Here is a 23,945-nt window from a genome sequence, read left to right on the forward strand (position 1 = left end):
CCATGCGAGAGGAACGTTCGCCCATCCTTGAACTTCAGGGCATCACGAAGAGCTTCGGCGGCGTCGAGGCGCTTCGTGGTGTCGACTTTGCGCTTCTCCCCGGCGAGATCCATGGTCTCGTCGGCGAGAACGGCGCGGGAAAAAGCACGCTGATGAAGATCATCGCCGGCGTGCACACCGAATTCTCCGGCCGCTTCCTGATCGACGGACAGGAGACGCATTTCCGCTCGGCCCGCGACGCGCACAGCGCCGGCATCGCCATGGTGCACCAGGAGCTCTCCGTCGCGCCGGACCTCACGGTCGCGGAGAACGTGTTCCTGGGCAACCAGCCGACTAACCGGCTCGGTCTCGTACAATGGCGGCGGATGGCGCGCGAGGCCGGCGAGCAGCTCGCCCGCTTCGGTATCGACGTCGATCCGATGTCGAGGCTCGGCGACCTCCCGATCGGACTTCAGCAGCTGATCGAGATCGCGCGCGTGCTGTTCTCCGGCGCGCGCATCGTCATCCTGGACGAGCCGACGTCCGCCCTCTCGCCGCCCGAAGTCGAGCGGCTGTTCGCGACGCTGCGGCGGCTGCGCGAGGAAGGCACGGCGATCGTCTTCATCTCGCATTTCATCGAGGACATCTTGCGCGTGTCCGACACGGTGACCGTGTTCCGCAACGGGCGGAAGGTCGCGGAGACGGCAAGTGCTGCGACTAGCAAGGGCGCGCTGATCGAGGCCATGATCGGCCGCGGCGGCGAAGCGCTCGAGCACAGCTACAGCGACGATCTGATGCTGCCGCGGCCAAGCGACAGCTCGGTGGTCCTGAAGGTCGACCAGCTGTCGCTAGCCCGCAGCCTGAAGGACATCTCCTTCGAGGCGCGCGCCGGCGAAGTGCTTGGCATCTACGGCTTCATGGGCTGCGGCCAGCAGGAATTGTCGCGCATCTTGTTCGGCAAGCTGAAGCCGGACGGCGGCACGCTCGCGGTCGAGGGCAAGCCCAAAAGCTTCGCCAGCACGGCTGCGGCGCGGCGCGCCGGCGTGGCGCTGGTTCCGGAGAGCCGGCGCGACATGCTGTTTCACCAGGAGCCGGTCTACAAGAACATCTCGATCAGCATTCTCGATCGCATCTCGGCGCTGCTGCTCAAGCCGGCGCAGGAGCGCGACATCGCGAAGCGCCAGGTCGAGCAGCTCCAGATCAGGCCGCCGGTCGTCGGCCTTGATCTCGGCATGCTCTCCGGCGGCAATCAGCAGAAAGTCGCGCTGGCGAAATGGCTGACCTATCCGCCAAAACTGCTGGTGCTGTGCGAGCCCACCCGCGGCATGGATGTCGGCGCCAAGAACGACGTCATCAACATCGTCCGCGATCTCCGCGCCAAAGGGCTCGCGATCATCGTGCTGTCGACCGAGCCGGAAACGGTGCTGTCGCTGGCCGACCGCATCCTCGTGCTCAAGCGCGGCGCATTGGTGCGGGAGTTCACGAACGAGCCGGTCAGCAAGGACCGCCTGCTGGAAGCGGCGTGACGGAGAAGCATCATGGCGAGCAGTGACACGGCTTTGGCGGCGGGGCAGCGGACGCGAGGGCTTGCGCCGTTCCTGCGCTCGCAGATGCGCAACATCGCTCCGTTTCTGACGCTGATCTTCCTGTCCGGCTTCTTTGCGCTGGCCAGCCCCTCCTTCGCGACGCTGGACAATCTCGGCAATATCCTGACGCAGGTGTCAGTCACAGGGATCATCGCCGTCGGCCTCACCTTCGTGATCCTCTGCGCGGAGATCGACCTCTCGATCGCCAGCATCGCCAACGTTACGGGCATCGCGGTCGCCTACTTCACGCTCCAGGAATCCTACGTTAACATTCCCAACATTCCCCTGCCCGGCGCCGCCGCGATCCTGCTGGCCATTTTGCTCTGCGCGTTTCTCGGCCTCGTCAATGCGCTCGGCCTGACCGTGATCGGCATCCCCTCCTTCATCATGACCCTGGCGATGATGCAGATCGCAGCCGGCATCTCGGCACTGCTGGTGCGCGGCCAGATCGCCTACAAGGTGCCCGGCGTGATCACCACGCTCGGCTCGGGCTCGCTCGGCGGCATCCCATGGATCGTCATCGTCGCCGCGATCATGCTGCTCGGCGGACATCTGGTGCTGACCTACACGCGCTTCGGCCGCTACGTCTACATGGTCGGCGGCAACCGCGAGGCGGCCGAATATTCCGGCCTCAACGTCAAGCTCATCCTCGGCGCGGTCATGGTGATCTCGGCGGTCTGCTCCGGTATCGGCGGCATGCTCGGCGTCGCCCATTTCGGCAGCGCGCAGCAGAACGAGTTCGATACCTATTTGCTCGACTCCATCGCCGCCGTCGTCGTCGGCGGCACCAGCCTGTTCGGCGGCCGCGGCGGCATCGGCAACACCATCGTCGGGTTGTTCGTTCTCGGCGTTCTCAATAACGGCCTCGACCACGTCAACATCGACAGCTTCCTGAAGATCCTGATCCGCGGCCTGATCCTGCTGGCGGCGCTGGTGATCAATGTCTATGCGCAGCGGCTGAGGGAAAAGGCGGTGGAATAGCCGCCCCTCAAAACAAAAAGCGCGAAAACAACCCCATGCACAGTAGATAGCGTGAGGGAATTCAACGAGTTACAAAAACCCGAACTCATGTAGACGTCACCGTGGCGGCGTTTGAATCGTCGGGCAAAACAGGCGCAGGATGTCATCGTGGCGGTCTACGCGGGTCGGCTCCGGACAGCGCCCCAACCTCCGTCATTGCGAGCGCAGCGAAGCAATCCAGACTGCCGCCGCGGAACGATTCTGGATTGCTTCGCTGCGCTCGCAATGACGATGTGGTAACAGTGGGCGATCCGATCGCAGAGCACGATCAGGCGGCTTACCTCTCCGCCTACTCATCCAGAGCAAGCCGCGAGAACCGGAAATTGCAATGGCTCGCACCGCCCGCGAGTGTTTGAGTCCTCTCCAGGCGGATGCCTCGCGCTGCGTAGGCGACGAAATCGAGCCCGCAGATGTTCGGCAGAATGTCCTTGTCGCCATGGCGCGCCGCGAGTTTGCAGAAGCCACAAGCCTTGTAGTTGATCCCGAACTCGAACTTGTCGTCCGTATCAGGCTCGACGAAATCGTAGACGAAGTCTTCCGGAAATTCGGTCTGATGGCTCTCGGTCGCGCTTCTTGCTGCCTGCTCCCGTAGCAAGGCCTGGTTCTCCGGCGACATGAACTGACGACCCGAGGCGAGACGTTCCGCTTCCGATACGGTGAGCAATTGCGCCTTGTAGGTTTCCCGCTCGATCTCGCCTATCACAGGCAGCGGCACGCCGTGACGCCGCAGCACCCGGCTGATCGCCGTGAAGCCCATGAGACGCATGAAGAAATCGCTCATGCGGCTCGCCGCGCCGCCAACATAGGGCATCTGGGTGAGCACGATTTCGAATTCGTCCATCAACTCCTGCCTGATCCCGTCGATCCCGGAAAGTTGCGCGCGCTCGCGCAACATCGCTTCGGCCAGGTCGAGCCGCTCGCGCATGGCGGCCTCCATTGCACCGCGATGCGCTTCGTAAAACGGATGGATGATTTCAGCCATGGGACACCTGATATGATTGGTTCATTGCAAAGTCGGCTGGTTTCACTCCGCGGCGACCGCCTCGATCTCCAGCAGCCATTTGCTGTCGACGGTCTCGACGATCACGACCGTCAGCGCGGGCTGGTGCTCGCCCAGCATCGCGCGACGAATGGAGCGGTTGGCGACGAGCTGATTGCGGTCGGTCAGGAACGTGGTGACCTTGACCAGATGCGCGACGCCAAGGCCGGCGGCGGCGAGCACCTCGATCAAATTGCGCCAGGCCTGTTCGCACTGCGCCTCAAAACCGTCAGGAACGGCGCCGTCGGACCTCTCGGGCACCTGGCCGCTGATGAACAACAGGCGGCGATGCTGCGTCAGTTCAAGTCCCATGCAGTAACCGCCGGCGGGAGCGTGGACCGTTGCGGGATTGTGGCTGACGATGTGAGCTGGGGGCATAGGGTTTCTCCGGATTGCGGATCGACCGTATCCGGCGCCATCACCGCTACGCAAAGCATCATTGCTGCGGCTCAGCGCAAGAAAATCTATTGCAAGGCCATGGCCCATCAGTGTCAAAAGGAGCGATGACCTACATCCTTCCACCACTCAACGCGCTCCGCGCGTTCGAAGCCGCCGCGCGGCATCTCAGCTTCAAGCTGGCCGCACACGAGCTGCACGTGACCCCCGCCGCCGTGGGGCAGCAGGTCAAGGCGCTGGAGGCGCGCCTCGGCGTGCAGCTGTTCGAGCGGCTGCATAAGCAGCTCATCCTCACCGTCGCCGGTCAGGCTTATTTGCCCGGCGTATCCGAAGGCTTTCGCCACATTGCGGAGGCGACCTCGCAATTGAAACCGGCAGGTGCGGTGCTGCTGCAATTGGGCGTCCATGGCAGCTTCGACCTCCGCCGCCTCGATCTGGCAGCGTTTCGCAGCACGCATGCGGAGATCGGCTTGTTGCATCCGGCCGGCCTGCACGAGCTGATCGAGGGCAAGGTCGACCTGCTGATCGCCCGCGGACTGGGCCACCATCCGGGCTATCGCTGCGACCGGATCGATGAAGGATCGGGTTTGGGCGATTGGCTCGTTGCGCCCGAAGGCACCGCGGATTGCCCGGAGGTCGAAGGCTTCCGCGACTGGCTGCGCGCCTTGCCGGCCGAGAACGCAAACCGCCGCCCTCGTCTGGTCGGTGTCAGACGACAGGCTTGACCGGCAATCCATAGCCTTGCCGGGGCCCCGTTTGATGGGTCGGGGAAACAGGAGCACGATGTCATCATCGCGGTTGTGGTGTCAGTGGCAGTTAGCTGCCGTGACACCTCCAGCCATAACGCTGCTGCTCTCCACCTCCTTCACGTCCGATGCAATTGCTAAATCGGGTGCGAGCGTGGTCCATCACCATGGCAACAACGACTGGGTAACGGCGGCGGCGATTGGCACCCCCAACGGCAAGGACGACAGAGGCCGCTAAACATTTTTCGGCAGCACGGCAGTTGAAGCAGCTCGCCGGTTACCAATTTTCCGACGCTCATCCCCAAGTGGGTAATGCAGTCCAGTCGGGCCCCAGCTCTTCCCCATTGCCCCCGGAGCTGGGGCTCATTTTTGTTCGGCTAGGAACGACTTGCCGATTGCCGATTTCTCCCGCGCCTCTCCCCAAGCGGGCAGTCTGCTTCGCCAAGGCAGCTCAACAGCCCCAGCTTCACCGGTCCTGAAGCTGGGGTCCCTTTTGCTGTCTCAATTGCCTCCGCACCTGGCCGTATCTTCCTGAGCGCGTCGCGAAACGCGCTGGCCGAAGCCGCAACCCTGAAGCAGTGAGCCTGACGTATTGAAATCCGATGTGTACCTATGGTAGATTTCTACTTTTTCCCGATAGTTCTTTGTGCCAGGGAGAACATCCATGCGAAGCTCTCGCGCAATCCTTTATGCCCAACGTCTTAGCGCACTCACTTCTCAGCTCTCCAAATTGGAATATCTTCGAGATGTAGTCGAAGAAGCAGAGCGAAGCGCCCGCGGTGTGCCTCCATTACGCTTGACACATCCTGCTTCGCGCCGCCTTCGAAGTCGTGAACCAGGCGCCCTGTCTGTCCGCCTCCGTCGCCGCACGCCACCGAGCTGGAATGCAGGAGCTATCGGCCCCCCTGACAACGACAACCAAGTCGATCGGACTTTGCTGGAGCCATTCCCCGACGGATGGTGGGCTTCCCCCTAAAGCCTCTCCAAGCGCTAGCTTGACAAACAAATCGGATCAATGCCCGAGAGACGCTCCCTCATTCGGAGATTCGAAGCGGCCACTCAGGGTAACGGTGATGGAGCGAAGCTCGCCGCAGCAATCTCCTCGCTTCGCCAACACCTCACCGCGTGCCCGTCCACCCGCGTCTCCAGCACCGGCCCCGGCTCGCTCCGACACACAGCTTCCGCGTAACGGCACCGCGGACTGAACGCGCATCCGTTCGGCGGATTGAGCGGATTGGGAAGGTCGCCGCCTGTCGTCGCCAGCGGTGCATGGCGCAAGGGATCGGGGATGGCGGCGATCAGGGCTTGCGTGTAGGGGTGCGCGGGCCGCTCGAAGATCTCGCGCCAGTGGCCGTTCTCGACGATGCGGCCGAGATACATCACGGCGACCTTGTCGCTCATGTGCTCGACGACGCCGAGATCGTGGCTGATCATGATGTAGGAGAGACCGAGCGTTTCCTTCAATTCCAGCAGCAGATTGATGATCTGGGCACGGATCGAGACATCGAGCGCCGAGACCGGTTCGTCGCAGATGACGATCCTGGGATTGAGGATCAGCGCACGCGCAATGCCGATGCGCTGGCGCTGGCCGCCGGAGAATTCATGCGGATAGCGGTCGGCCTGCTCCGGCCGCAGGCCCACATGCCGCAGCATCTTCGCGACGCGGTCCTCGATCTCGCTCTTGGCCGTGACGCCATGCACACGCAGGGGATCTTCCAGCGTACGACGAACGGTCTGGCGCGGATTGAGCGAGGCGTAGGGATCCTGAAACACAATTTGCACGATGCGGGCCAGCGCCTTTCGATCGACGGATGGCCGGTTCGTCACGACCTGTCCGTCCAGCACGATGCGGCCGCGCGTCGGCGTCAGGAGACCGAGGATCGACAATGCGACCGTCGACTTGCCGGAGCCGGACTCGCCGACGAGGCCGAGGCATTCGCCCCGCTTCAAGGTGAGATCGACGCCGTCGACGGCACGGAGCAGCCGACGGCCGCGCCCCAGCAGGCCACCTCCGAGCGGAAAGTGGACCGCGAGATCCCTGACGCTGAGAATGACATCGTCGTCCGGCCGTGTCTCACCCAACCTGTCTTGCGGCTCATGCATGGTGGTGACACCTGACCAGACCGCCGGGGTCGAGCAAATCCGCTCCCGGCGCGGTGGTCCGGCAAATATCGGTCGCCTGCGCGCAACGCGGATTGAACCGGCAGCCGTCGGGGAAATTCGTGATGGCCGGGACCACACCCGCGATCTCCGTCAGCCGGGTGCGGCCAAGGGCTGCGCGACTGCCGAGCCGCGGCAGCGAGGCGACCAGGCCTCGCGTATAGGGGTGCGAGGGCGCCCGAAATATATCGGCCGAGCCGCGCTCCTCGACGATACGGCCGGCATACATCACGGCCACCCGGCGACAGACATTGGCGACCAGCCCCAGATCGTGGCTTATCATCAGGATTGCGGTCCCCCGCTCGGCGCAAAGATTCCGCATCAGCTCGATGATTTCGGCTTGCACGGTCACGTCGAGTGCCGTTGTCGGCTCGTCGGCGATCAGGAGATCCGGACCGCAGGCGAGCGCGATGGCAATCATCACGCGCTGGCGCATGCCGCCGGACAGCTGGTGCGGGTAGTCCTTCACGCGCCGCTCCGGCGCGGGAACGCGGACGCTCGCCAGCGCCTCGACCGCCAGTCTGTCGGCTTCCCGCCAGCTCTTGCCCTTGTGCAGCACGAACATTTCTGCGATCTGCCGGCCCACCGGCGAGACCGGGTTCAGCGCCGTCATCGGCTCCTGGAAGATCATGGCGATGCGATTGCCGCGCAGATCGCGTTGCCTGGCGGCTGAAAGGTGCTGGATCTCCCGCCCTTCAAACCGGATGACGCCGCCGCCGATCGACAAGGGCTGCCGCAACAGGCCAATCAAGGCGAGCGCCGTGATGCTCTTGCCGCAGCCGGATTCGCCGACGAGGCCGAAGGTCTCGCCGCGATCGATGCGGAACGAAATGCCCTCGGCCGCCGCAACGCGCCTCGAGCCATCGTCGAGATCGATGCGCAAATCCTCGACTTCGATCAGCGGCGCGCCCGTCATGTCCGCCGGCTCCGCGATTGGGGATCGAGAATGTCGCGCAAGCCATCGCCGAGCAGATTGAGGCCGAGCACCGTCAGGAAGATGGCAAGGCCGGGAAACACCGAGAGCCACGGCGCCGTCGTGATCTGGTCGCGGGCATCCGACAACATGCTGCCCCAGCTCGGAAACGGCGGGCGGACGCCGAGGCCGAGGAACGACAATGCGGCTTCGGACAAGACCGCGCTGCCCATGCCGAGCGTGCCGATGACGACGATCGGACCCAGCATGTTCGGCAGCAGCTGCGTGATCATGATGCGCAGATCGCCGTAGCCGAGCACGGTCGCGGCCTGCACATAGCCCTGGCTCCTCAGCGACAGCGCCGAGGCCCGCGCGATCCGGCACGTGAAGGACCAGTTGGTCAAGCCGAGTGCGATCAGCAGGCTGGTCAGGCCGGGACCAAGCACCGCCATGATGGCCAGCGCGAAGATCAGCGAGGGAATCGCGAGCATGAGATTGGTCAGGCTGTTGACGACATCGTCCCACCAGCCGCCCCAATAGCCGGCGCTCAGGCCCAGCGCCACGCCGATGACGCTGTTGATGAGCTGCGAGACGATGCCGACCGTCAGCGAAACGCGCGCGCCGTAGACGACGCGGGAATAAATGTCGCGGCCCTGGTCGTCGGTGCCGAACCACCAGGTCCAGCTCGGAGGCTCTTCCGCGTTGAGCAGATTGGCGTCCAGGACAGGATCGGTATGCGCCAGCCAGGGCGCGAGCAGGCCGACCACGATCGCAAGCGCGAACAGCGCGCCACCGATGATGAGATTGGCGCGGAGCTTCATGCGTATCTGATCCTGGGATCGATCACGCCGTAGAGCACGTCGATCAGCAGATTGATCGCGAGAAAGGACAGCACCACGACGAGAATGGAGCCCTGGACGGCCGGAATGTCGCGCTGCAGGACACTGTCGACCAGCAGCGAGCCGATGCCCGGCCAGGAGTACAGTTTCTCGACCACGACCGCCTGCCCCATCAGCGCGCCGAACTGCAAGCCGACCGTGGTGAGGATAGTGACAAGCGCGTTGCGCGTCACATGCCATTTCACGACTCGGGTCTCGCTCATGCCCTTGGAGCGCGCGGTGCGGACGAAATCCGCGGTCATGATCTCGAGGACAGCGGCGCGTGTCGTCCGGGCGAACAGCGCCATCGGCGAGACGCCGAGCGTCACGGCCGGAAGGATCAAATATTTCATCCCGCCGTCGCCATAGCCGAAACTCGGCAGCCAGCCGAGCTTCAACGCAAACAAGTACATCAACACCAGTCCGAGCCAGAATTTGGCGATCGATAGTCCCGACACCGCCACGACCATGGCCAGCGTGTCGACGATGCCCCCCGGCTTCAGCGCGGCGATGAAACCCAGGGGAACGCCGATCACGACGGAAAACGCCATGGCTGCGAAGATGAGCTGGAGCGTCGGCCATATCCGTTTGGCGATCATGAACGTTACAGGCTCGCGCGTCCGGAACGACGTTCCGAAATCACCGGTCGCAAGCTTGGCAATGTAGATGCCGAAGCGGACATAGACGGGATCGTCGAGGCCCAGCTGCTTCTTCATGCGCAGCTCGACCTGCGGATCGGCATCGTCGCTCATGGACGAGACGATGCTGCCGGGCACGACGCTGAACAGCACGAACACCAGAGCCACCACGGCGAGCACGGTCGGAATGGTCTGCAGCAGGCGGCGGAACAGGAAGGAGAGCATCGGCACTTTTCCTCTCTCCCTCCGTCGTTCATGGCGACGGAGGGAGCGCGAGAGCGCGTGTCACTTCGCGGGCGAGGTCTCGTCGACCCAGAGGTCTTCGACGTTCTGATGGGTCAGCTCGGTCGCATTCAGCTGGACCCCCTTGAGCCACGGCTGCACCGCCATGACCGCCTTGTTGTAGTTGAAGAACCAGACCGGCGCCTCTTCGTAGAGAACAGCATTGGCCTTCTGCAGCAGCTGGGTACGCTTTGCAGCGTCATCGGACTGCCCGGCCTCGTCGATCAGCTTGTCGAACTCGGGATTCTTGAAGTTCATATAGTTGCAGGCTGATTGCGGCGTCGCCGAGTGGAAGCATTTGAGGGCGGCCTGGGGATCGGGTCCGGTCGCCTGCGAATAGATGAACGCCTGGTAGTCGCCGCTGCGAACCACCTCCGCCAGCACCGCGGTCTCGACCTGCTTCACCTTCGCCTTGATGCCCACCCTGTCCAGCATCGGGATCACGGCCGAGACGATCGGCAGACCCCAGCTCTCGTTCTGGCTGGTGGTCCATTCGAATTCGAAGCCTGAGGGATAGCCGGCCTCAGCGAGCAGTTGCTTGGCCTTGGCGGGATCGACGGCGTAGGGCTTCATGGTCTTGTCGTAGAGAGGAGAGGTCAGCGGCAGCCAGCTGGTGGCGCGATAGGCCTTGCCCTTGACCAGCTTGTTGATGATCAGGTCGGTGTCGATCGCATAGTTGATCGCCTGCCGGACGCGCTTGTCGGCGAACGGCTTGAACGCGGGATTCATCCCCATGTAGCGGGTGAAGACCTCGGCGACTTCGACCACGGTGCCCTTGAGGTCGGCGTCGTTCTGATAGGCGACATATTGCGCAGGTCCCAGCACCGAGGTGTCGATCTCCTTGTTGCGGAAGGCGACATCGCGTGCCGCGGCCTCGCCCATGACCGACACGACGATCTTGTCGGCGTAGGGCTTGCCGGGCTTGTAGAACCGGTCCCACCGTTCCAGAACGATGCGCGATCCCGGCACGTGCTCGACGAATTTGAAGGGTCCGAGACCGATCGGCTTCTGGAGAAAGCTCTCCTTGGCGGCTTCGTCGGCGGGATAGATCGACGTGATCGCGTTCCAGAAGTAGAAGCCCGGATCGACTTTCTCGGTCAGCTTCATTTCGATTGTAGAGTCGTCGATTTTCTTCAGGCCGGAGATCTCCTTGGCCTGGCCCTTCTCGACCGCCGCCGCGCCCTCGATCACGCGGACATAGCGCGCGCCGGGATAAGCCTTGGTGCCGTCCATGATGCGGTTGTAGGTCCAGATGACGTCGTCGGCCGTCATCTTGCGACCGTTGTGGAAATAGGCGTCGTCGCGCAGCTTGAAGGTATGAACGAGACCTCCGCCCGAGACGACGTCCTCCTTGGCAAGCTCCAGAACCGGTTTGCCTTCGGCGGAATTCCAGATGTAGAGCGACCGGTGCAGCGCCTTGGCGTAGATCTCGTCCTGCGCGCGCTGCGTCGTATGAATGTCCAGGCTGGTGAAGCTCGACCCATAAGGCGCGGTCATGCGGATGGTTCCGCCCTTGCGCGGGGTCTGGGCCTCCGCCGTAGCGGCCAGTGCCAGCCCCAGACCCGCGACGATCGCCACTATCCTGAACATCATGGTCCCTCCGACAACGCAAGCCGTGCTCCGGTCCGGGAGTTGATCATCCACGGCAGGTCGAGCGCAAGCGCCTTGAAGGGGTTGACGTATGCGAGCGTCGCGCGCGGGCCCCGCCGATTTGTGAGAAAGCCGGCTAGAACTCCGGCTGCCACTCGCGCAATTTTCGCGCTGCAGCGGTGACGTCCGCAATGGTCGGAAACGCACCCGCCTCCAGCATCATCATCCTTGCCAGCCGCACGGCGCGTGCTTCGCTGATCGCGCGCCTGCGCGGATCCTCGATCAGCTCGAAATCGATATTGTGGGCGAGGCCGAAGATACGGCGGATGGTTTTTGCCGCGGCGAAGCCGACCGTGTCCGCGAACAGCCGTTGCATGTAGGCCTGCCGCTCGGCCTCCAGGCGTGCCGCGCCTGTCTCGCCGGCGAAGAGCGAGGCGGGATAGGCATCCCCTACGGCGCCAGCGCGCCAGAGCTCAAGGAATTTGCGGGCGAACGCGTTCCAGACCTGCTCGACCGTCTCCAGCACCCAATGCTCGAACGCACGCCGTTCGCCCGGCGAGCGCTCGTGGCCGGCGGAGGCAAAATAGGCCATCAGGAGGTTGGCCAGCACGGCGCCGACATCGAAACCCATCGGGCCGTAGAATGCGAATTCGGGGTCGATCACCCGCGTCTCGCCGTCCGTCACCATGATCGAGCCGGTGTGAAGGTCGCCGTGGAGCAGTGCCTCGGGGCTCGCCATGAATTTCAGCTTCAGCCGGGAGATCGCGACATGCAAATCCATGTCGTCGCGCAGCTCTGCGGCGAGCGCATCGAGATACGGCGTGGTCCAGCGGTTCTGCTCGGCGATGCGGTAGGGATCGGTGAAGATCAGATCCTCGGTGATCTTGCATAGCGCATGATTGCCGGCGAAGGCCGCGATGCCTTGCTTCTTCTCGGCCGCCGACAGCGCGAGGTCGGAGGTGAAGAACAGGGTCCGCGCCATGAAGGTGGTGATGTCATCGACAAAGCGCGGATATTGCGAGCCCGCAACCATCCCCTTGCGCATGATGATGTGGGGCTCGAGCAGCTCCATCACCGTCAGCGCCAAGGCCTCGTTGTGATGCAGCAGCGCCGGCACGAGGCCGGGCGCAAGCTCGGCCTGCCGCGACAAAGCGAGATATTCGTAGTGAGCCCGGGACAGCGGCAGCGGCCAACTCTCGCCGACCAGGCGGACATAGGGCAGCGCCTGCTTCACGGCGACGCCGCCCTGGCCGCCTTTTACGATGAAGACGAGATTGAGATTGCCGTCGCCGACTTCGGTGATCGACCAGGAGGCCGGCTCGCTCCCGAGAAGCGCCTTGAGGTCTGCAACGCTTGCGAGATAATCCCGCAACGCCGCCTCATGCAGAATCCGGTAGTCCCCCTGCCCCTGTGCCATGACGATCTCATCCCATATATGGGCCGGATCGTTACTCCCGCTCCAGGAAGCTCGAGCCGATCTCGGCCTTTCTTTTGATCGGATCGTAATCACAATAGACGCTGTCCGCCACCAGCGTGTAGCTGGCGCTGACGGTGTATTTGTCCGTTTTGACCGAGTTCAGGCCGATCACCGAGGTGCTCTTGCCGCCGTTCCATTTGAACGGCGTCGAGCTCTTGGCCTGCTCGCAGGCGATCACGGCCTCGTTGAAGACGTAGCCCTCGACGAACGCCTTCAGGGTGCGCACCTGCACGGCCATCTTCCACTCGAAATAGCCGATGGCACCGAGGCCGGCGACGATCAGCACCAGAAGCGCGACGACGATCCTCTGAAAAGTCATTGGTCCCCCAACAAAGCCAATCAAAAATTCTTAAAACGGCATGCCCATCAATTTCGACAGGCGCTCGATCGACAAATAGCCGGCGTGATAGGCGACCATGGCGATCCCATAGATGATCGCCGAGATGATGGTGGTCCAGATCAGCTTGCCCCCCATCCGCGTCAGGATCGGCGCGCCGGGGTCGCTGCCCGGCACTCCGACGCCGTCCTCGTGCTGGCTGCGCACGCCGAACGGCAGCGTCAGGAACAGCGCGACCCACCAGATGACGAAATAAATTGCGATTGCGGTTGAGATCTGGATGGCCATGGCTTCGGCCTATGCCTGCTCGATTTCGACCAGCGCGCCGGAAAAGTCCTTCGGGTGCAGGAACAGCACCGGCTTGCCGTGGGCGCCGATCTTCGGCACGCCGTCGCCGAGCACTCTTGCGCCCTCCTTCACCAGCGTATCGCGCGAGGCGATGATGTCGACGACCTCGTAGCAGACGTGGTGGATGCCGCCGTCGGCGTTGCGATCGAGGAACTTTGCGATCGGCGAGGCCTCGCCGAGCGGCTCGATGAACTCGATCTTGGTGTTGGGCAGCGTCGCGAACACGGTGGTGACGCCATGCTCGGGCAGCGCGACGGCCTCCGAGATCTCGGCGCCGAATGCGGTGCCATAGATTTTGGCGGCCTTGACGGCGTCCTTGGTCGCAATCGCGACATGGTTGAGCCGGCCCAGCATGGTTCTTCTCCCCTAGGGCATGATCCGGAAAAGTGTGAAGCGGTTTTCCGGAAAGATCATGCCCAAATTAGACTGTCAGCACATGTACCAGACAGGGGGGCTTTTTGCCCCAATGTTCGTTGATCACGGAGCGGACAGCGCGTCGCACCGACTCCGCCAGCGCATCCGCGTCGCGACGGCGCGCCTTCGGGAGGCCTTCGATGGTGGAGACCACGGCGTCGAAGACGATGTCGTCGAAGGGCTCGCCCGCTTTGTTCTTCTCGGGGATGCCGATCAGATCGACCTCGGGATCGTCGACGAGTTCGCCCTGCTGCGTCATGGCGATGGCGACGAAGGCGCAGCCGGAGAAGGCCATGCGGCGCCGCTCGACCACCGCGCGGGACTTGGAGTCCTCCAGAATCGTGCCGTCCTTGTAGAGGCGGCCCGCAGGCACCTGCCCAATGATGCCGGGATCGCCGGGGCCGAGCTTGATGAGGTCGCCGTTGCGGCAAACCAACACGCGCGGCACGCCGGCGGCACGCGCCAGCTTGGCGTGCTCGTTGAGGTGCAGGGCCTCGCCATGGACGGGGATCAGGAGCTGCGGCCTGGTCCAGGCGATCATGTCGCGCAATTCGTCGCGGCGGGGATGGCCGGAGACATGGACCAGCTGGTCGCGGTCGGTGATGACCTCCACGCCCTGCAAAACCAGGCCATTGATGATGGCGCCGACCGCCTTCTCGTTGCCGGGAATGGTGCGCGAGGAAAAGATCACGCTGTCGCCGCGGTTGAGCGTGATCTCGGGATGATCGTCATTGGCGATTCGCGCCAGCGCGGCACGCGGCTCGCCCTGGCTGCCGGTGCAGAGCGCCAGCACCTTGTCCTGCGGCAGATGACCGTAGACGTCCGGGGAGCGGAAACTCTGCACCCCGTCGAGATAGCCGGTCTCGCGCGCGACCTGCACGACGCGTTCCATGGCGCGGCCGACCACGACGACCTCACGGTCGGCCGCCTTCGCGGCGATGGCGACGGCCTTGAGGCGCGCGACGTTGGAGGCAAAGGTCGTGACCGCGACGCGGCCCTTGGCGGCCTTGACGAGCTCGGTGATGGACCTGGCAACCTCGGCTTCCGAGGGTGAGCGGCCGTCGCGCACGGCGTTGGTGGAATCGCCGATCAGGGCGAGCAGGCCCGCATCGCCGAGCTCCCGCAGCCGCTTTTCGTCGGTCGGGCGGCCGATGATCGGGGTCGGATCGATCTTCCAGTCGCCGGTGTGCAGCACCGTGCCGACTTCCGTGTGAATCGCCAGCGCATGCGACTCCGGAATCGAATGCGCGACCGGGATGAACTCGACATTGAACGGCCCGATGTCGACGCGCCCGCCCGACGGCACCACCGTCACCGGAATCTTCGGCGCATTGCGCTCGGCAGCGCACTTGGCCTCGAACAGCGCGGCGCTGAACTGCGTCGCGTAGATCGGGCATTTCAGCTTCGGCCACAGGTCGATGATCGCACCGAAATGGTCCTCATGGGCGTGGGTCAGCACCAGCCCCATCAGGTTCTTGCGTTCCTTCTCCAGGAAGCTGACGTCGGGCATGATCAAGTCGATGCCCGGCAGATGCTCTTCGTCGCCGAAGGAGACGCCGAGATCGATCGCGAGCCAGGCGCGCTGCTGGCGGTTGCCGAGACCGTAGATCGACAAATTCATGCCGATCTCGCCGACGCCGCCGAGCGGTGCAAATACCAGTTCTTCAGGCTTCGCCATCACGCAGCTCCCACGGAGGCGGCCGTGCCGAAGAACACCTCGCCCGCGGCCACCGGCACGCGCCGGCCCTCCGCGGTGCGGACGATCAGGCAGCCGGTGTCGTCGATCGTGTCAAAAATGCCTTCCAGCGTCGTCACTCCCGTGTGGATCGCGACCCGCTCGCCGAGGCCGGCGGCGCGCTCCAGCCACAGCTTGCGGATAGCGGCAAAGCCGCGGCCATTGTCCCAGATACCGCGGAATTCCACCCAGGCATCCGAGAGCGCCGAGAACAGCTCTTCCGCACTGATCTGGACGCCGAGCGCGGCCAGCGACACCGCCGGCGTCGGCGTGCCCTCGGGCGCGGCGACGACATTGGTGCCGATGCCGACGACGATGGCAAGACGGTCGCCGATGGCTTCGGCCTCCAGGCCGATGCCGACCAGCTTCTTGCCGCCGGCCAGCACGTCGTTCGGCCATTTCAGGGCGTAGCGGGGACGGCCCTCGCCGAGGCGCAGTGCCGCCTCCAGGCTGACCTTCTCCAGCGCGGCCTCCTCGGCCAGCCCGGCCGCAAAGCCGATCGTCGCGGCGACGGAAGGAGCGACATCAAGGACTTCAAGGACGCTGGCGGCAAGGTTTCCCCTTGGCGCAATCCAGGCGCGTTGGCGGCGGCCACGGCCGGCGGTCTGCTCCGATGTCACGAACCACATCGGGCCGCGTTCGCCGCGCCTCGCGTGCTCGATCGCCTCGGTGTTGGTCGAGCCGGTCCGTTCGAAAGCTGCGAGCTTGTAGCCCGCCGACGCCGCACGAGGACCGAGCGCGAATGCCATCCTAGAACAGCGACTTTGCCGCGGCGGAGGCGACGCTCACCACCGGGCCAGCGAACAGTGCGAAGAGGATGTTGAACAGACCCGCGACCGCCAGCACCGTCTTGACTTCGACGCGCACCGGATCGACCTGCCCGGCCGGCTCGTCGAAATACATTGTCTTGACGATGCTGAGATAGTAGTAGGCGCCGACCACGCTGGTCAGCACGCCGATGACGGCGAGCGTGAACAAATTCGCCTTGATGGCGGCGACGAAGACGTACCATTTGGCGAAGAAGCCGGCGAGCGGCGGAATGCCGGCGAGCGAGAACAGCAGCATCGCGAACATGAAGGCGAGCAGCGGATTGGTGCGCGAGAGACCCGCGAAATCGCTGATCTGCTCGACCGGCTGGCCGTTGCGCTTCATCGCAAGGATGATGGCGAAGGAGCCCAGCGTCATCGCGACATAGATCACGATGTACATCAAGACGCCCTGCGCGCCCTCGACCGTGCCCGCGGCAAGACCGACCAGGGCAAAGCCCATATGGCCGATCGAGGAATAGGCCATCAGGCGCTTGATGTTGCTCTGGCCGATCGCGGCGAACGAACCCAGCGCCATCGAGGCGATCGACACGAACACCAGGATCTGCTGCCACTGCGAGACGATGCCGGGGAATGCGGTCAGCGTGACGCGGGTGAAGACTGCGAGCGCGGCCACTTTCGGCGCCGAGGCGAAGAAGGCGGTGACCGGGGTCGGTGCGCCCTCGTAGACGTCAGGCGTCCACATGTGGAACGGCACGGCCGAGACCTTGAAGCAGAGGCCGGCGAGCAGGAACACGAGACCGAACACCAGGCCGACATTCGAGATCGTCGCGGCCGCCGCGATGCCGGTGAAGCTGACCGTGCCGGTGAAGCCGTAGATCAGCGAGGAGCCGTAGAGCAGCATGCCCGAGGACAACGCGCCGAGCACGAAGTACTTCAGACCGGCTTCGGTCGACTTGGCGTTGTCGCGGTTGGAAGCCGCCACGACGTAGAGCGCCAGCGACATCAATTCGAGGCCTAGATAGAGCGAAATCAGATCGCCGGCCGAGATCAGCACCATCATGCCGAGGGTCGAGAGCAGCACCAGGATCGCATATTCGAAGATGCGGCGCGAAGGATCCGACAGGAACTCGGTCGACAGCACCAGCGTCACCGCCGAACCGATCAGGGCCAGGATCTTCATGAATCGGGCAAAATCATCGACGATGAAGCTGCCGCCGAAGGTCACGTGCTTGCCCGCGGGCAGCATGTATTCGAGCACGCCGACCACGATGAGGAGCAGCACCGCGAGCGTCGTGACCGTCTTGGTGGTCTCCTGCCCGCGATAGGCGCCCAGCATCAGCAGTGCCATGGCCCCGACCGCGAGCACGAGCTCGGGCAGCACCGGCGCCAGTTGATAACCTGCAGTCTCAAAGCTCATGGCGATATCCTGACCTGCCCGCTCACTGGAGCAGTGCGGCGGCCTTCACGGCCGTCACAGCGGTGTTGTAGTTGTTGACGAGTTGCTGGACCGAGGCCGCCGACATGTCGAGCACCGGCTTCGGGTAGATGCCGAACAGGATCGTCAGCGCGATCAGCGGGAACAGCGTCAGGCCCTCCCGGAAGGTGAGATCCTTCATGCTCGCCAGTGACGGCTTGACCAGCGCCCCAAACACGACCTTGCGGTAGAGCCACAGCGCATAGCAGGCCGACAGGATCACGCCGAAGGTGGCGAAGAACGCGGTCGGGATCGAGACCTTGAAGGTGCCGAGCAGCGTCATGAACTCGCCGACGAAGCCGGAGGTGCCGGGCAGACCGACATTGGCCATGGTGAAGACCATGAACGTCAGCGCGTAGAGCGGCATCCGGTTGACGAGGCCGCCATAGGCGGCGATCTCGCGGGTGTGCATGCGGTCGTAGACGATGCCGACGCAGAGGAACAGCGCGCCGGAGACGATGCCGTGCGAGATCATCTGGAACACGCCGCCGGCGACGCCCTGCATGGTGCCAGCAAAGATGCCCATGGTGACGAAGCCCATATGCGCCACCGAGGAGTACGCAATCAGCTTCTTCATGTCCTCCTGCATCAGCGCCACCAGCGAGGTGTAGATGATGGCAATGACCGAGAGCGTGAACATCAATGGCGCGAAGTCATGCGAGGCCAGCGGGAACATCGGCAGCGAGAACCGCAGGAAACCGTAGCCGCCCATCTTCAGCATGATCGCAGCCAAGACCACCGAGCCTGCGGTCGGCGCCTCGACGTGGGCGTCGGGGAGCCAGGTGTGCACCGGCCACATCGGCATCTTCACCGCGAACGAGGCGAAGAAGGCGAGCCACGCCCAGGTCTGCAGCGAGCGCGGCACGGCGGTGTGCATCAGGGTCGGGATGTCGGTGGTGCCGCCGTTCCAGTACAGCGCCATGATGGCGAGCAGCATCAGGACCGAGCCGAGCAGCGTGTAGAGGAAGAACTTGAAGGACGCATAGACCCGGCGCGGACCGCCCCAGACGCCGATGATCAGGAACATCGGGATCAGGCCGCCTTCGAAGAACAGGTAGAACAGCACGAGATCGAGCGCCGAAAAGGTGCCGATCATCAGCGTTTCCAGGATCAGGAACGCCATCATGTATTCGCGAACGCGGTTGGTGATCGCCTTCCAGCTCGCGATGATGCAGAACGGCATGATGGCGGTGGTCAGGATCACCAGCGGCAGCGAAATGCCGTCCACGCCCATGTGGTAGGTGATGCCGGTGGCGAGCCAGTTCGCCTTCTCGACGAACTGGAAGTCGGGGTTCGACGCATCGAACCGCATGACCAGGATCACCGACACTGCGAAGGTGATCAGCGTGGTCCACAGCGCGATCCAGCGCGAATTGCGCCGGGATGCCTCGTCATCGCCGCGGCTGAGATAGACGATCAGCGCGCCGACCAGCGGCAGGAACGTCGTGACGGATAGAATTGGCCAGGTCGTCATTTACTGGCCTCCAAAGCCGAACATGAACCAGGTGATCAGGCCGGCGGCACCGATCAGCATGGCGAACGCGTAATGGTAGAGATAGCCGGTCTGGATCTTCACGACGTTGCGGGTGACGTCCAGCACGCGGGCCGAGACGCCGTCGGGGCCGAGCCCGTCGATGATGAAGCCGTCGCCCTTCTTCCAGAGCTGGTAGCCGATCCACTTCGCCGGGCGGACGAAGATGATGTCGTAGAGCTCGTCGAAGTACCATTTGTTGAGCAGGAACTTGTACAGCATCGGCTGCGTGTTCGCGAGCTCGACCGGCAGATAGGGCCGGCGGATGTAGAACAGGTACGACACCAGGAAGCCCAGCACCATCATCACCGTCGGCAGGAAGGCGATGGTCTCGGGGATGTGGTGCATCTCCTCGATGATGTGCGGGTTCATCTTCACGGATTCGCGGAAGAACTCCTCGATGCCGTGACCGGCGAACAGCTCCTTGAACGGGAAGCCGGCCAGGATGGAGCCGACCGCGAGCACACCGATCGGGATCAGCATCCAGATCGGCGCTTCATGCGCAGCCTCGTAGTGATGATCGTCATGCGGCTCGCCGTGGAAGGTCTTGAAGATCAGGCGCCACGAGTAGAACGAGGTCAGGCCGGCCGCGATGACCGTCATCAGGAAGCCGTACATCGCGAACGGATTATGCGAGGCGTAGGCGGACTCGATGATCGCGTCCTTGGAGAAATAGCCGGCGGTCAGCGGGAAGCCGGTGAGCGCGAGCGTGCCGACCACCATCACCGCATAGGTGTAGGGGATCTTGCGCCACAGGCCGCCCATGTTGCGGATGTCCTGCTCGTGATGCATCGCGTAGATCACCGAGCCGGAGCCCAGGAACAACAGCGCCTTGAAGAAGGCGTGCGTGAACAGGTGGAACATGCCGACCGAATAGGCCCCTGCCCCCATCGCCACGAACATGTAGCCGAGCTGCGAACAGGTCGAGTAGGCGACGATGCGCTTGATGTCGTTCTGGACGAGGCCGATGGTCGCCGCGAAGAACGCCGTGGTGGCGCCAAAGAACATCACGACGGCTTGCGCATTCGGCGCGAGCTCGAACAGCGGTGACAGGCGCGCCACCATGAAGACGCCGGCGGTGACCATGGTCGCGGCGTGGATCAGCGCCGACACCGGGGTCGGGCCTTCCATCGCGTCCGGCAGCCAGGTGTGCAGCAGGAACTGCGCCGATTTGCCCATCGCGCCCATGAACAGTAACAGGCAGGTCAGAGTCAGCGCGTCGGCATGCCAGCCGAGGAAGTCGATGGTCTTGCCGGTCAGGCCGGGCGCAGCGTGGAAGATGGTCTCGAAATCGGTCGAGCCGGCCAGCAGGAAGATCGCGAATATGCCGAGCGCGAAGCCGAAATCGCCGACGCGATTGACCACGAAGGCCTTGATGGCGGCGGCGTTCGCCGACGGCTTCTGGTACCAGAAACCGATCAAGAGGTAGCTCGCCAGACCCACCCCTTCCCAGCCGAAAAACAGCTGCACGAGGTTGTCCGCGGTCACCAGCATCAGCATGGCGAAGGTGAACAGCGACAGATAGCCGAAGAAGCGCGGCCGGTTCGGGTCCTCGTCCATATAGCCGATAGAATAGAGGTGCACGAGCGAGGACACGGTGGTCACGACCACCAGCATCACGGCGGTGAGCGTGTCGACCCGCAGCGTCCAGTAGACCTGAAGATCGCCGGAGAGGATCCACGGCAGCAGCGGAATGCGCATGTCGTGGTGCATGAAGCCGACATCGACCAGCGTCATCCAGGACAGCGCCGCCGAGACGAACAGCAACGCCGTGGTGATCAGCTCGGCGCCGCGCGAGCCCGCCGCGGGCGGCTCGGAGACGTGGTGGTCGTCGTGGCCGTCGCCGGGCTCGTGATGGGTCTCGTGGATGACCGACGCATCCTCGGTGATGGTGTCGGACGCATGGACGTGCGAGCCATGGCCGTGATCATCGTGATGCTCGACCGTGTCGCCCGAGGGGTTGCGGGCATGCGCGCCGAACAGCGCGATCAAGCCGGCAAGAATTGCGCCCAGCAGAGGCAGAAAGACGATTGCCTGGACCATGATTTAATCTTTCCGCATGATCTGGTCGGAAAACCGGTATCCACTTTTCCGGATCATGCGATCAGCCCTTCATCAGATTGACGTCCTCAACCGCGATCGAGCCGCGGTTGCGGAAATAGACCACCAGGATGGCGAGACCGATCGCGGCTTCAGCGGCCGCGACGGTGAGCACCAGAAGCGCGAAGACCTGCCCGACGATGTCGCCGAGGAAGGTCGAGAACGCCACGAGGTTGATGTTGACCGCGAGCAGGATCAGCTCGATCGACATCAGGATGACGATGATGTTCTTGCGGTTCAGGAAGATGCCGAGGATCCCGAGCGTGAACAGGATCGCGCCGACCGCAAGATAGTGTCCGAGCCCGATCGTCATTTCACCCACTCCGCCGCGTCAGAGTCCTGGAGCCCCTGCCCCGGCGTCACCTTGCGGATCGCCATCGCTATTTCGGGCGTGCGCGCGTTCTGAACGTTGATGTCCTGCCGCTTGACGCTCGCCTTGTGCCGCAGCGTCAGCACGATGGCGCCGATCATGGCGACCAGCAGCACCATGCCCGAGAGCTGGAAGTAGTGGATGTACTTGGTATAGAGCACCAGGCCCAGCGCCTCGGTATTGGAGACGTTGGTCGGGATCGCCGCCGTGATCGTCTTGGCGACGCCGGGGTTGATGACCCAGAAGCCGACGGTGAGCAACAGCTCGAACAGGAAGATGCCGCCGATCACGAGGCCGACCGGGAGGTACTCGATGAAGCCCTCGCGCAGCTCGAGGAAGTCGACGTCGAGCATCATGATCACGAAAAGAAACAAGACCGCGACGGCGCCGACATAGACGACGATCAGGATCATCGCCAAGAACTCGGCGCCCATCAGCACGAACAGGCCGGAGGCGTTGACGAAGGCCAGGATCAGGTACAGCACGGAGTGCACGGGATTGCGCGAGACAATCACCATCACCGCCGAGGCGACGCAGACGCCGGCGAACAGATAGAAGAACAGCGCGGGAAGGATCATGCTCTCATCTCACCGGTACGGCGCGTCGAGTTCGATCGCTTTCGCGATCTCGCGTTCCCAGCGATCGCCATTGGCGAGCAGCTTGGCCTTGTCATAGAACAGTTCCTCGCGGGTCTCGGTCGCGAACTCGAAGTTCGGACCTTCGACGATGGCATCGACCGGACAGGCTTCCTGGCAGAGGCCGCAATAGATGCACTTCACCATGTCGATGTCGTAGCGCACGGTGCGGCGGGTGCCGTCGTTGCGGCGCGGGCCGGCCTCGATGGTAATGGCCTGCGCCGGGCAGACCGCTTCGCACAGCTTGCAGGCGATGCAGCGCTCTTCGCCGTTCGGATAGCGGCGCAGCGCATGCTCGCCGCGGAAGCGCGGCGAGATCGGGCCCTTCTCGAAGGGATAGTTCAGCGTCGGCTTCGGCTGGAAGAAATAGCGCATGGCGAGGAAGAACGCCGAGACGAATTCCGACAACAGGAGCGAACGTGCAGTGGCGTTGATGTTGATACCCATGACGGCCCTCACTTCGGCGCGATGTCGGCGAAGTGCAGCACGCCGGCCACTACGATCACCATCGCCAGCGACAGCGGCAGGAAGACCTTCCAGCCGAGGCGCATCAGTTGATCGTAGCGGTAGCGCGGCACGATCGCCTTGGCCATCGCGAACAGGAAGAACATGAAGAACAGCTTTAGCGAGAACCAGATGATCCCCGGCACCCAGTTGAAGGGCGGCAGGTCCACCGGCGGCAGCCAGCCTCCCAGGAACAGGATCGTCGCCATCGCGCACATCGTGGCAATCGCGACATACTCGCCGAGCATGAACAGAAGATACGGCGTCGAGCCGTACTCGACCATGAAGCCGGCGACGAGCTCGGATTCCGCTTCGACCAGGTCGAATGGCGGACGGTTGGTTTCCGCCAGCGCCGAGACGTAGAAGATCACGAACATCGGGAACAGCGGCCAGACGTACCAGTTCAGGATGGTGAGCTGCGGCAACCCGATCAGGCTGGCGAGACCCCGGACGTGCTGCGCCTCGACTACGGCCGAGAGGTTCAGCGTGCCGGCGCAGAGCAGCACCGTGATGATGACGAAGCCGATCGAGACTTCGTAAGACACCATCTGCGCCGCGGAGCGCAGCGCAGCCAGGAACGGATATTTCGAGTTCGACGACCAGCCGGCCATGATGATGCCGTAGATCGACAGCGACGAGATCGCGAAGATGAAGAGAACGCCGACATTGATGTCGGAGATCACCCAGCCGAGATTGGTCGGGATCACCGCCCAGGCGGCGAGCGCGAGCACGCACGAGACCAAGGGAGCCAGGAGGAACACGCCCTTGTTGGCGCCGGACGGGATGATCGGCTCCTTCAGCACGAACTTCAGCAAGTCCGCGAAGGATTGCAGCAGGCCCCAAGGGCCGACCACGTTCGGGCCGCGGCGGATCTGCACCGCCGCCCAGATCTTGCGGTCGGCGAGCAGGATATAAGCGATCGCCACGAGCAGGACGACCAGCACCAGGACGCTCTCCGCGATCATGATGATCAGCGGCCAGAGGAACCCGGTCCAGAATGCGCTTTCGAAGAATTCCATCAGC

General features: G+C 63.7%; 24 protein-coding genes. 4 read left to right on the forward strand and 20 right to left on the reverse strand.

Translation table 11 applies throughout. The features are described from left to right. The first annotated feature begins 2 nt into the window (after nucleotides 1-2). Together GWG67_RS21565 and GWG67_RS21570 are read left to right on the forward strand one after the other, a co-directional pair. Entirely contained in the window at nucleotides 3-1,505 is a 1,503-nt protein-coding gene (locus tag GWG67_RS21565) for a sugar ABC transporter ATP-binding protein (protein ID WP_275171294.1), read from the forward strand. A 12-nt stretch (nucleotides 1,506-1,517) separates the two neighbouring features. Next, entirely contained in the window at nucleotides 1,518-2,546 is a 1,029-nt protein-coding gene (locus GWG67_RS21570; RefSeq protein WP_275171295.1) for an ABC transporter permease, read from the forward strand. 328 nt (nucleotides 2,547-2,874) lie between these two features. Here the strand turns inward: GWG67_RS21570 and GWG67_RS21575 are convergent, their stop codons facing one another. Together GWG67_RS21575 and GWG67_RS21580 are read right to left on the reverse strand one after the other, a co-directional pair. Beyond that, the gene (locus GWG67_RS21575; RefSeq protein ID WP_275171296.1) at nucleotides 2,875-3,567 is read right to left on the reverse strand and encodes an L-2-amino-thiazoline-4-carboxylic acid hydrolase; all 693 of its coding nucleotides are present in this window, start codon (nucleotides 3,565-3,567) and stop codon (nucleotides 2,875-2,877) included. A gap of 42 nt (nucleotides 3,568-3,609) precedes the next feature. Continuing rightward, nucleotides 3,610-4,002 (reverse strand): RidA family protein, encoded by a 393-nt coding sequence (locus tag GWG67_RS21580; RefSeq protein WP_275171297.1) that lies wholly within the window; start codon nucleotides 4,000-4,002, stop codon nucleotides 3,610-3,612. A 125-nt stretch (nucleotides 4,003-4,127) separates the two neighbouring features. Between GWG67_RS21580 and GWG67_RS21585 the strand changes: the two genes are divergently transcribed. Next, on the forward strand, nucleotides 4,128-4,745 hold the full coding sequence (locus GWG67_RS21585) for a LysR family transcriptional regulator (protein ID WP_275171298.1): 618 nt from the start codon (nucleotides 4,128-4,130) through the stop codon (nucleotides 4,743-4,745). 78 nt (nucleotides 4,746-4,823) lie between these two features. Then, nucleotides 4,824-4,907: a hypothetical protein gene (locus GWG67_RS39105; RefSeq protein WP_354101095.1), complete on the forward strand. Its 84-nt coding sequence runs from the start codon at nucleotides 4,824-4,826 to the stop codon at nucleotides 4,905-4,907. Nucleotides 4,908-5,825: 918 nt separating this feature from the next. Here GWG67_RS39105 and GWG67_RS21590 read toward each other — a convergent pair. From GWG67_RS21590 to nuoH, 18 genes are all read right to left on the reverse strand, one after another. After that, nucleotides 5,826-6,869: an ABC transporter ATP-binding protein gene (locus GWG67_RS21590; RefSeq protein ID WP_275171299.1), complete on the reverse strand. Its 1,044-nt coding sequence runs from the start codon at nucleotides 6,867-6,869 to the stop codon at nucleotides 5,826-5,828. Continuing rightward, nucleotides 6,862-7,842: an ABC transporter ATP-binding protein gene (locus tag GWG67_RS21595; protein ID WP_275171300.1), complete on the reverse strand. Its 981-nt coding sequence runs from the start codon at nucleotides 7,840-7,842 to the stop codon at nucleotides 6,862-6,864. Before GWG67_RS21595 ends, GWG67_RS21590 begins: the two co-directional genes overlap by 8 nt. Further along, entirely contained in the window at nucleotides 7,839-8,660 is an 822-nt protein-coding gene (locus GWG67_RS21600) for an ABC transporter permease (RefSeq protein WP_275171301.1), read from the reverse strand. The genes GWG67_RS21595 and GWG67_RS21600 overlap by 4 nt, the downstream gene beginning before the upstream one ends. After that, complete coding sequence (locus GWG67_RS21605) at nucleotides 8,657-9,580, reverse strand: ABC transporter permease (protein WP_275171391.1); 924 nt, start codon at nucleotides 9,578-9,580, stop codon at nucleotides 8,657-8,659. Before GWG67_RS21605 ends, GWG67_RS21600 begins: the two co-directional genes overlap by 4 nt. Nucleotides 9,581-9,640: 60 nt before the next feature. Beyond that, nucleotides 9,641-11,230, reverse strand: a complete 1,590-nt coding sequence (locus tag GWG67_RS21610) for an ABC transporter substrate-binding protein (RefSeq protein WP_275171302.1) — start codon at nucleotides 11,228-11,230, stop codon at nucleotides 9,641-9,643. 133 nt (nucleotides 11,231-11,363) lie between these two features. Further along, a complete protein-coding gene (gene mtnK / locus GWG67_RS21615; RefSeq protein ID WP_275171303.1) occupies nucleotides 11,364-12,644 on the reverse strand; it encodes an S-methyl-5-thioribose kinase in 1,281 nt (426 codons plus the stop codon). 31 nt (nucleotides 12,645-12,675) lie between these two features. Beyond that, the gene (locus tag GWG67_RS21620; RefSeq protein ID WP_275171304.1) at nucleotides 12,676-13,023 is read right to left on the reverse strand and encodes a hypothetical protein; all 348 of its coding nucleotides are present in this window, start codon (nucleotides 13,021-13,023) and stop codon (nucleotides 12,676-12,678) included. A 30-nt stretch (nucleotides 13,024-13,053) separates the two neighbouring features. Continuing rightward, complete coding sequence (locus GWG67_RS21625; RefSeq protein WP_275171305.1) at nucleotides 13,054-13,329, reverse strand: DUF1467 family protein; 276 nt, start codon at nucleotides 13,327-13,329, stop codon at nucleotides 13,054-13,056. 9 nt (nucleotides 13,330-13,338) lie between these two features. Next, nucleotides 13,339-13,743 (reverse strand): methylmalonyl-CoA epimerase, encoded by a 405-nt coding sequence (mce, locus tag GWG67_RS21630; protein WP_275171306.1) that lies wholly within the window; start codon nucleotides 13,741-13,743, stop codon nucleotides 13,339-13,341. Nucleotides 13,744-13,810: 67 nt separating this feature from the next. Continuing rightward, nucleotides 13,811-15,481 carry a ribonuclease J gene (locus GWG67_RS21635; protein ID WP_275171307.1) on the reverse strand — a complete coding sequence of 557 codons (1,671 nt, stop codon included), beginning with the start codon at nucleotides 15,479-15,481 and terminating at the stop codon, nucleotides 13,811-13,813. After that, nucleotides 15,481-16,287, reverse strand: coding sequence for a biotin--[acetyl-CoA-carboxylase] ligase (locus GWG67_RS21640; RefSeq protein WP_275171308.1), 807 nt, complete (start codon nucleotides 16,285-16,287; stop codon nucleotides 15,481-15,483). The genes GWG67_RS21635 and GWG67_RS21640 overlap by 1 nt, the downstream gene beginning before the upstream one ends. Nucleotide 16,288: 1 nt before the next feature. Continuing rightward, nucleotides 16,289-17,725, reverse strand: coding sequence for an NADH-quinone oxidoreductase subunit NuoN (nuoN, locus tag GWG67_RS21645; RefSeq protein ID WP_275171309.1), 1,437 nt, complete (start codon nucleotides 17,723-17,725; stop codon nucleotides 16,289-16,291). Between the two features lie 22 nt (nucleotides 17,726-17,747). Then, nucleotides 17,748-19,256: an NADH-quinone oxidoreductase subunit M gene (locus GWG67_RS21650; protein ID WP_275171310.1), complete on the reverse strand. Its 1,509-nt coding sequence runs from the start codon at nucleotides 19,254-19,256 to the stop codon at nucleotides 17,748-17,750. Then, on the reverse strand, nucleotides 19,257-21,356 hold the full coding sequence (gene nuoL, locus GWG67_RS21655) for an NADH-quinone oxidoreductase subunit L (protein ID WP_275171311.1): 2,100 nt from the start codon (nucleotides 21,354-21,356) through the stop codon (nucleotides 19,257-19,259). Nucleotides 21,357-21,417: 61 nt separating this feature from the next. Beyond that, complete coding sequence (gene nuoK, locus GWG67_RS21660; RefSeq protein ID WP_015685769.1) at nucleotides 21,418-21,726, reverse strand: NADH-quinone oxidoreductase subunit NuoK; 309 nt, start codon at nucleotides 21,724-21,726, stop codon at nucleotides 21,418-21,420. Continuing rightward, complete coding sequence (locus GWG67_RS21665) at nucleotides 21,723-22,361, reverse strand: NADH-quinone oxidoreductase subunit J (RefSeq protein WP_007603557.1); 639 nt, start codon at nucleotides 22,359-22,361, stop codon at nucleotides 21,723-21,725. Before GWG67_RS21665 ends, nuoK begins: the two co-directional genes overlap by 4 nt. A 9-nt stretch (nucleotides 22,362-22,370) precedes the next feature. Then, on the reverse strand, nucleotides 22,371-22,859 hold the full coding sequence (nuoI, locus tag GWG67_RS21670; protein WP_026232873.1) for an NADH-quinone oxidoreductase subunit NuoI: 489 nt from the start codon (nucleotides 22,857-22,859) through the stop codon (nucleotides 22,371-22,373). A gap of 14 nt (nucleotides 22,860-22,873) precedes the next feature. Beyond that, a complete protein-coding gene (nuoH, locus tag GWG67_RS21675) occupies nucleotides 22,874-23,941 on the reverse strand; it encodes an NADH-quinone oxidoreductase subunit NuoH (protein ID WP_106944955.1) in 1,068 nt (355 codons plus the stop codon). Between the last annotated feature and the right edge of the window lie 4 nt (nucleotides 23,942-23,945).

The sequence above is a fragment of the Bradyrhizobium sp. CSS354 genome (assembly GCF_029051725.1).
GTDB lineage: Bacteria > Pseudomonadota > Alphaproteobacteria > Rhizobiales > Xanthobacteraceae > Bradyrhizobium.

What these genes read in the sequence shown, in the direction of transcription:
- GWG67_RS21565 (WP_275171294.1), top strand. Translation starts at nt 3, where the DNA reads ATGCGAGAGGAACGTTCGCCCATCCTTGAACTTCAGGGCATCACGAAG.
- GWG67_RS21570 (WP_275171295.1), top strand. Translation starts at nt 1,518, where the DNA reads ATGGCGAGCAGTGACACGGCTTTGGCGGCGGGGCAGCGGACGCGAGGG.
- GWG67_RS21575 (WP_275171296.1), bottom strand. Translation starts at nt 3,567, where the DNA reads ATGGCTGAAATCATCCATCCGTTTTACGAAGCGCATCGCGGTGCAATG.
- GWG67_RS21580 (WP_275171297.1), bottom strand. Translation starts at nt 4,002, where the DNA reads ATGCCCCCAGCTCACATCGTCAGCCACAATCCCGCAACGGTCCACGCT.
- GWG67_RS21585 (WP_275171298.1), top strand. Translation starts at nt 4,128, where the DNA reads ATGACCTACATCCTTCCACCACTCAACGCGCTCCGCGCGTTCGAAGCC.
- GWG67_RS21590 (WP_275171299.1), bottom strand. Translation starts at nt 6,869, where the DNA reads ATGCATGAGCCGCAAGACAGGTTGGGTGAGACACGGCCGGACGACGAT.
- GWG67_RS21595 (WP_275171300.1), bottom strand. Translation starts at nt 7,842, where the DNA reads ATGACGGGCGCGCCGCTGATCGAAGTCGAGGATTTGCGCATCGATCTC.
- GWG67_RS21600 (WP_275171301.1), bottom strand. Translation starts at nt 8,660, where the DNA reads ATGAAGCTCCGCGCCAATCTCATCATCGGTGGCGCGCTGTTCGCGCTT.
- GWG67_RS21605 (WP_275171391.1), bottom strand. Translation starts at nt 9,580, where the DNA reads ATGCTCTCCTTCCTGTTCCGCCGCCTGCTGCAGACCATTCCGACCGTG.
- GWG67_RS21610 (WP_275171302.1), bottom strand. Translation starts at nt 11,230, where the DNA reads ATGATGTTCAGGATAGTGGCGATCGTCGCGGGTCTGGGGCTGGCACTG.
- mtnK (WP_275171303.1), bottom strand. Translation starts at nt 12,644, where the DNA reads ATGGCACAGGGGCAGGGGGACTACCGGATTCTGCATGAGGCGGCGTTG.
- GWG67_RS21620 (WP_275171304.1), bottom strand. Translation starts at nt 13,023, where the DNA reads ATGACTTTTCAGAGGATCGTCGTCGCGCTTCTGGTGCTGATCGTCGCC.
- GWG67_RS21625 (WP_275171305.1), bottom strand. Translation starts at nt 13,329, where the DNA reads ATGGCCATCCAGATCTCAACCGCAATCGCAATTTATTTCGTCATCTGG.
- mce (WP_275171306.1), bottom strand. Translation starts at nt 13,743, where the DNA reads ATGCTGGGCCGGCTCAACCATGTCGCGATTGCGACCAAGGACGCCGTC.
- GWG67_RS21635 (WP_275171307.1), bottom strand. Translation starts at nt 15,481, where the DNA reads ATGGCGAAGCCTGAAGAACTGGTATTTGCACCGCTCGGCGGCGTCGGC.
- GWG67_RS21640 (WP_275171308.1), bottom strand. Translation starts at nt 16,287, where the DNA reads ATGGCATTCGCGCTCGGTCCTCGTGCGGCGTCGGCGGGCTACAAGCTC.
- nuoN (WP_275171309.1), bottom strand. Translation starts at nt 17,725, where the DNA reads ATGAGCTTTGAGACTGCAGGTTATCAACTGGCGCCGGTGCTGCCCGAG.
- GWG67_RS21650 (WP_275171310.1), bottom strand. Translation starts at nt 19,256, where the DNA reads ATGACGACCTGGCCAATTCTATCCGTCACGACGTTCCTGCCGCTGGTC.
- nuoL (WP_275171311.1), bottom strand. Translation starts at nt 21,356, where the DNA reads ATGGTCCAGGCAATCGTCTTTCTGCCTCTGCTGGGCGCAATTCTTGCC.
- nuoK (WP_015685769.1), bottom strand. Translation starts at nt 21,726, where the DNA reads ATGACGATCGGGCTCGGACACTATCTTGCGGTCGGCGCGATCCTGTTC.
- GWG67_RS21665 (WP_007603557.1), bottom strand. Translation starts at nt 22,361, where the DNA reads ATGATCCTTCCCGCGCTGTTCTTCTATCTGTTCGCCGGCGTCTGCGTC.
- nuoH (WP_106944955.1), bottom strand. Translation starts at nt 23,941, where the DNA reads ATGGAATTCTTCGAAAGCGCATTCTGGACCGGGTTCCTCTGGCCGCTG.